The following is a 6601-nucleotide window of genomic DNA, read 5'->3' as shown; positions in this document are numbered from 1 at the left end:
ATCGGAGAAAATCAGTCGGGAACTGCCCGTGATTATCCGTCATTTATTAAACGAATTTGCCGACCAGAATAAGGCTAAAAAACTGCTACAGGCGCAACGTGATTCTAACGAAGCACTCTTGGTGAAAAGTAACTCCGATCCGTTGTATAACTTCTGTGCTTATTTGGTTTCGTTAGGGAAAGAATTAGGTATGAAGATGGGGAATAAAAATATTTATCCCAGAGCGCCCAGAATATACCTTTACCATGCCTACTTATCTTTTATGGAAGCCTATGGATTTGACAGGCCACTCACATTAACGAAATTCGGGGATTCCCTGCCTAAAGTGATGCAGGAATATAAGAAGGACTACCGGAAATTCAAAACCAAAAAGGGCTATTATTATAATATTGATTTAACGGATGAGGCGAATGAATGGCTTCCGGCTGTGCCTGAACAAGCGAACAAATAACCTACCCTATATAAATTTTTTATGCTTAACTGTGCATACTATGCACCAATAATCATAATTTATTGAATTTAAATACAAAAACAGGGTGAATAGTTATCTTTTAACTGTACGCCAACTATTCTCCCTGTTCATTTTGCTGAATAATTCAAGGAGCATAGTACGGATAGTCGATGGACACTGTATCCACCTTAAAAAATCATTTATTTTCAATTTATTAAATGATTTTTGGATAGGGTGAATAGTTGAAAGGCGTAAAAAGATTTATAGGGGACTCTCTCTGGCAGGTAAATAAAAGCCGGATGATAGGAGACAGTAAAATAAGGTATCAGCCTGATTTGGTATTACCAAAAATTTAAACGATGTAATATTCTGATTTTATTTAAGAACAGAGATTAATCACAAATTTACTGCTGAATTTTTCTTCATGCTAGAATAGATAAATATTCCTGCTGTATCCTGTTTCATTCATTCGATTTTATCGGAAGTCAGATCACAGGAGACAAGATGTCACACGTTATCTACTTATCATTAAAAGGCAAGAAACAGGGATTAATTTCAGCGGGCTGTTCAACGCCCGAATCCATCGGAAATCGCTACCAGACAGGAAGGGAAGACGAAATACAAGTACTGAGTGTCAATCATTCAGTAAGCCGCGATCAGAGTGCACATCATCACCCAGTCAGCTTTACCAAACCCATTGATAAATCCTCACCTTTGTTAGCAATGGCAATTGACGGGAACGAATTGCTGGAAGCGCGCTTTATGCACTACCGGACAAGCCCGATGGGACAACTGGAACTCTTTTACGAAATTAAACTGACAGGCGCAACGATTGTCGATCTAGCCTACAATTATCCCCATTCCATCAACGACAACGACGCAATCCCCCATGAAGTGGTGATGCTTGATTATAAATCTATCGCGTGTAGCCACATTGCAGCGGGGACTTCGGGCTACAGCATTACACAATTAGCCGGACGTGAAGAAGGCAGGCCGATTTTGTCTGGGTTCTCGAATGTGAAGCCATTGATTGAAGAAGCTGTTGCGGCTCTATTTAGCCATAAGTTCATACTGAAACATCAAGGGGATGCCTGCCAAGATATTGCATATGGTGTGGAAACGGATAAGGGACTGATTGAGGGAATATGTCAAACATCTGGAATGACAAAACAGTTTGATGCCAAAAAAGAAGAAAATATTGAAGTTAAATATTTATTTCAGACAAAAATAGGGATTTGATAATGTCGATTTTTAAAACTAAAACCGTTAAAGGCGGAAAAACAACAGAAATTGAAACCGATATTTTTTATTTAAACCAAATTCCGGATGCAATGGAAAAAATGGGCTGGGAGATGGCACCAAAATTAATGCGCCATTGGTTTAATACAAAACCTGCCTATACATTTACGGAAGAAGTAAAAACCAAATATGTTACAGGTAAAGCAATAGATATACCAAATGAAAGAATGAATGACTCCATCATAAAAATGCAATGGGCACTGAAATATAAACAACCTAAAGATGTGATGGATGTATTAATTAATGGTTGGGCAAGTAATGCAGGTATAGACCAATTAAAAATTCAATTAGAAAAAGAAGGTGGAAAGAAAACATTAGGATATGAAAATGATATACGAGAAATAGATACTTTTTCAGTGGTTAATTCTAGAAGATTTGGCTCTAAATTTGATACGATTGACGACTGGTATGGTGCTATGGGCAATTCCAATATGAAGGTAGCTGTTAAAGGCCATGTGGATAAATTAAATAATAAAGATGTTTTTGTCACCGAACAGATTGGTATGTATTTAAAAGACACCTATGATTTTGTTGGCTCTAACGAACCTTTGGGAATCTGGAGTAAAAACGGCATCTTAGATAAAGTTAGCTCCGTTGATTATGCGGCTCTTTATGCAAGTGGAAGCTGGATGGTTCTATGGATTAAATACAATGGATATGTTCCTGTCATTAATGATAGTTTTAGAAAATGGCAGAAAAAACATAATGAAGGCGGTGATTTTATGGTTTTTTCTGATATTTTATGGATGGATCCATTACCACAAAATAGAATTATTCACCTATGAAAACTCAATGTGAATGTTTTTTAAAAAAACCATTGCTGGTTTTTTTTCTACTTGCTATTTTTATAATATGGATGTTATTTCCATCCACTTTCTTTTTTGGTAATTGGAATAAAGAATTTGAAGTAAAGGATGAAAATGGTCAATATACCGCAGTGGTATATAAAAAATTACCCATATCGCCATATGCAATGTTTAAGTTTGTTATGGGGGATAAATATTTCATTGTTTTATATGATAGTAAAAACAGAGATATCTGGAAGAGTTCTCCATTTACATCAATATCATATGAAGCGTTTTTTGCTTCATTTGGTTTTCCAACCCCTAATACTGATGCTTTTATATATCCAACAGATGATGGATATGAGAGTATCCATATAAATAAATTAGACTGAAAATTTTTGTAAATATTCTGTATTCATGTTTCCCCTTGTTTAGCCTCTAAATTTTAGAGGCTTTTTTATTATTTTTCAAAGTGTTAAATAGTATTTTAAAGAAAATAACTATTCCAAAAAACACCATGAAAAAACTACTCGAATTACGCCAACAAAAAGCCGATTTAACCCAACAAATGCGTTCGCTGCTGACCAAAGCCGAAAATGAAAAACGCTCACTCAATGCTGATGAAGCCAAACAGTTCGACGAGCTGCGCAGCCAGTCCGATAACCTGAATACGGAAATTGCCCGTTATGAGTCTTTATCTGATGAAGAACGTAATCAGGCAAAGAATCAGCCAATCAGTAAAACACTCAGCAATGACGAGCTGCGCCACTATATTCTGACTGGTGAAGCCCGTTCCCTGTCTACAAGCGTTCCGTCTGATGGTGGCTATACCGTTATCCCTGAGCTGAATAAACAAATCATGCAGCAACTGTCTGATGAATCGGTCATGCGCCGGATTTGTACAGTTAAGACCACACGTAGCAACGAATACAAACAGCTTGTTTCGGTCGGGGGCGCAGCGGTCGTCCACGGGGGAAGAAGGCAAGGCGCGTAGTGATACAGCGACACCGAAGATGGAAGAAGTCAGCATTAAACTGTTTCCTATCTATGCTTACCCCAAAACCACACAGGAAATTATCGACTTTAGTGATGTCGATATTTTAGGCTGGCTGACTGCTGAGATCGCAGATACTTTCGTTGATACCGAAGAAACAGATCTGGTTAGCGGTGACGGTAGCAAAAAAGCGAAAGGCTTTCTGTCTTATCCCCGTGATACCCAAACCGACAAGGTACGTACATTCGGTACGCTGCAAAAGCTGGAAGCAACCAGCCTTGAAGCTGATAGCCTGATTGACCTGAAATTTCTGCTGAGGAACAAATATCGTAAAAATGCGGTGTGGGTGATGAATTCCACAACTGCTGCGCAAGTTCAAAAGCTGAAAAATAGCAACGGGGATTACATCTGGAGGGAGCGTCTGCAAGCGGCTGATCCTGATATGTTGCTGGGCTTACCTGTCCATTATCTCGAATTTATGCCGGATAACATCATTGCGCTAGGTGACTTCAAACGCGGTTACTTCATCGTTGACCATCAAACGGGCATTCGTACTCGCCCCGACAATATCACCGAGCCGGGATTCTATAAGGTACACACCGATAAATATTTGGGCGGTGGGCTGGTAGACTCCAACGCAATCAAGGTGTTGGAAATCAAAGTCTCTTGATAATCTTGGAGTTTATCGATGAAAAATGATTTTGAAATCCGTACCGCTTCATTATCTGCTAGTGATAAGAAACTGACAGGCTATGTGATTAAGTGGAACAGCCGATCACATATCTTGTGGGATGAGTTTATCGAACAGTTCGCCCCGAATGCCTTTAGCGCCAGTCTAGCGGCAAGTGCTGATGTCAGGGCACTGTATGAACATGATCATATGAACCTGTTAGGCCGTACCACATCTGGAACATTGCAACTTAGCGAAGATGCCACCGGATTACGTTTCGAACTCACCCCGCCTGATACGCAATTAGGGCGTGATGTACTGACACTGGTTGAGCGTGGTGATATTCAGGGAATGAGCTTCGGATTCAGGGCACTGAAAGACCAATGGGACACGGAGCAAACGCCATACATTCGAACAGTATTAGAAGCTGAATTGCGGGAAATCACAATCACCAGCTTGCCTGCTTATCCTGATAGTGGCGTAGAAATTGCCAGACGTTCACTGAATGCGATTAAGCTCAGTAATGCGGATTTGCGCCATTACTGGCTGCAACTGTCCGAGGTGTGATTATGTGGCCTTTTAAACGTAAAGCCGCTGAGACTCGTAGTATCAGTATTGATGAGTTTCTTTCTCTGGCAGGTATGTCTAACACCAAATCCGGCGAGCATGTTTCACCATCTACAGCGGAAGGCTTACCCGCAGTAATGAATGCCGTCACCGTGATTAGTGAAGCCATTGCCACCATGCCCTGTTATCTTTATCAGGTTCAGCACCAGAACGGAAAAGAATCCCGCGAATGGTTGAGTGATCATCCGGTAGATTATTTGCTTAATGAATACCTAAATGACTGCCAGACTCCGTTTCAGTTTAAACGAACTTTAATGCGTCATTGCTTACTCAATGGGAATGCCTATGCGGTCATAGTCTGGGGAAAAGACGGACAGCCACAATCGTTGCACCCTTACCCGCCGTCAGCAGTTGTGCCACAGCGACTATCGGATCACCGATTTGCCTACACCATCACCGAACCTTATAGCGGCAAGGTCAAAACCTATCTACAGGAAGAAGTATTGCATTTGCGTTATGCCACCGAAGATGGCTTTCTTGGTCGCTCACCAGTCACGATTTGCCGTGAAACGCTGGGTTTGGGGCTAGCACAACAGCGCCACGGGGCAAGCATTATGAAAGAGGGCATGATGGCAGCGGGCGTGATTAAAGCCGCTGACTGGCTGGATGGCATCAAGGGTAATAAAGCGTTGGAAGCGCTCGAACGCTACAAAGGTGCACGTAATGCAGGTAAAACGCCAATACTTGAAGGCGGGATGGAATACCAGCAGTTAGGCATGAGCAATCAGGATGCAGAATGGCTGGCCTCCCGCCGTTTCACTATTGAAGATATCGCCCGTATGTTCAATGTCAGTCCTATCTTCCTGCAAGAATATTCGAACAGTACCTACAGTAACTTTAGCGAGGCATCACGCGCTTTTCTGACGATCACTATGCGCCCGTGGCTTGCCAATTTTGAGCAGCAAATCAAATCCGCCTTATTGATGAACTCACCAAAACGAGGCATTCGTTACCAAGTGGAATTCGACACCGCCGATTTACTGCGCGCCAATCCGAAAGAACGCTTCCAGAGTTATGAGACGGCGATTAAATCCGGTGTGATGTGCCCGAATGAAGCCCGTGAACGGGAAGGTTTATCACCCCGTGCCGGTGGCGATGAATTCAGTCAGGCATGGAAGCAAACCGTGGAAATCAAGCAACAACAGGAGGCCAAATAATGAGAGCAGGCAGATTACGGCATCGGATAACCCTGCGTAAAAATGAAAGTACGCGTGATTCGCTTGGCGGCGTCATCAATAACTGGGTGGATGTTGCCACCGTCTGGGCAGAAGTCAAAGCCATTAGCGGGCGGGAGCTGGTGGCATCCGGCGCGGTGTTCTCAGAAGCCACCGTGCGTATCTGGCTGCGTTATCGTGCTGATGTGACCACAGCGAACAGCATTACTTTTCACGGAGCGAACACGACGGGCACCGCTTTTGCATTATGGCGGTCATCCCCGATGTGAAATACACCCGCCTAGAATTGCTTTGCAAGGGAGGGATATTCCGATGAGCCAGATTGAAATTCCCTTGAACGAAATCAAACAACATTGCCGATTGGATGAGAGCGATACCCTTGATGATGCCTTGCTCATGGGCTATGCCACCGCCGCGCTTGAAGTCTGCCAGCAGCATATCGGTAAGCGCTTTGATAAAGGATTGGTTTTCACCCCGGCGATTAAAGTCGGTTGCCTGCTCTATATCGGCTTGCTGTATGAGAATCGGGAAATGGCAACCGATGTTGAGCTAAAAGAAGTGCTTTTTACCATCAAATCATTGTGGTCTGTCTATCGTGAT

General features: G+C 42.4%; 7 protein-coding genes and 2 pseudogenes. All 9 read left to right on the top strand.

Annotated elements, in window-relative coordinates; all coding sequences use genetic code 11:
- A partial coding sequence (locus AACS90_RS18575; protein ID WP_256376551.1) for a primase-like DNA-binding domain-containing protein occupies nt 1-451 on the top strand: 451 nt, incomplete at its 5' end.
- A gap of 504 nt (nt 452-955) precedes the next feature.
- Nucleotides 956-1690, top strand: a complete 735-nt coding sequence (locus tag AACS90_RS18570) for an Hcp family type VI secretion system effector (protein ID WP_099123512.1) — start codon at nt 956-958, stop codon at nt 1688-1690.
- 2 nt (nt 1691-1692) lie between these two features.
- Nucleotides 1693-2535 carry a DUF6402 family protein gene (locus tag AACS90_RS18565; protein ID WP_099123511.1) on the top strand — a complete coding sequence of 281 codons (843 nt, stop codon included), beginning with the start codon at nt 1693-1695 and terminating at the stop codon, nt 2533-2535.
- Nucleotides 2532-2927 carry a DUF6201 family protein gene (locus tag AACS90_RS18560; protein WP_241538326.1) on the top strand — a complete coding sequence of 132 codons (396 nt, stop codon included), beginning with the start codon at nt 2532-2534 and terminating at the stop codon, nt 2925-2927. Before AACS90_RS18565 ends, AACS90_RS18560 begins: the two co-directional genes overlap by 4 nt.
- Nucleotides 2928-3052: 125 nt before the next feature.
- A pseudogene (locus AACS90_RS18555) lies at nt 3053-4199 on the top strand (phage major capsid protein).
- An 18-nt stretch (nt 4200-4217) separates the two neighbouring features.
- On the top strand, nt 4218-4766 hold the full coding sequence (locus AACS90_RS18550) for an HK97 family phage prohead protease (RefSeq protein WP_099123510.1): 549 nt from the start codon (nt 4218-4220) through the stop codon (nt 4764-4766).
- 2 nt (nt 4767-4768) lie between these two features.
- A complete protein-coding gene (locus tag AACS90_RS18545; protein WP_099123509.1) occupies nt 4769-5983 on the top strand; it encodes a phage portal protein in 1215 nt (404 codons plus the stop codon).
- Nucleotides 5983-6317 (top strand): annotated as a pseudogene (locus AACS90_RS18540) (phage head closure protein). The gene AACS90_RS18545 and the pseudogene AACS90_RS18540 overlap by 1 nt, the downstream one beginning before the upstream one ends.
- Nucleotides 6314-6601: head-tail connector protein (locus AACS90_RS18535; protein ID WP_099123508.1), on the top strand; the 288-nt coding region annotated here is incomplete at its 3' end. The pseudogene AACS90_RS18540 and the gene AACS90_RS18535, both read left to right, overlap by 4 nt.

Origin of the sequence: Xenorhabdus sp. KK7.4, assembly GCF_963876465.1 — a bacterium.
GTDB lineage: Bacteria > Pseudomonadota > Gammaproteobacteria > Enterobacterales > Enterobacteriaceae > Xenorhabdus > Xenorhabdus stockiae.
Note: the sequence above shows the minus strand (reverse complement) of the source record. Positions and strands in the feature narration are given on the sequence as shown.

Coding starts and splice junctions, on each gene's coding strand:
- AACS90_RS18545 (WP_099123509.1), top strand. CDS start 4,769: ATGTGGCCTTTTAAACGTAAAGCCGCTGAGACTCGTAGTATCAGTATT.
- AACS90_RS18565 (WP_099123511.1), top strand. CDS start 1,693: ATGTCGATTTTTAAAACTAAAACCGTTAAAGGCGGAAAAACAACAGAA.
- AACS90_RS18550 (WP_099123510.1), top strand. CDS start 4,218: ATGAAAAATGATTTTGAAATCCGTACCGCTTCATTATCTGCTAGTGAT.
- AACS90_RS18570 (WP_099123512.1), top strand. CDS start 956: ATGTCACACGTTATCTACTTATCATTAAAAGGCAAGAAACAGGGATTA.
- AACS90_RS18560 (WP_241538326.1), top strand. CDS start 2,532: ATGAAAACTCAATGTGAATGTTTTTTAAAAAAACCATTGCTGGTTTTT.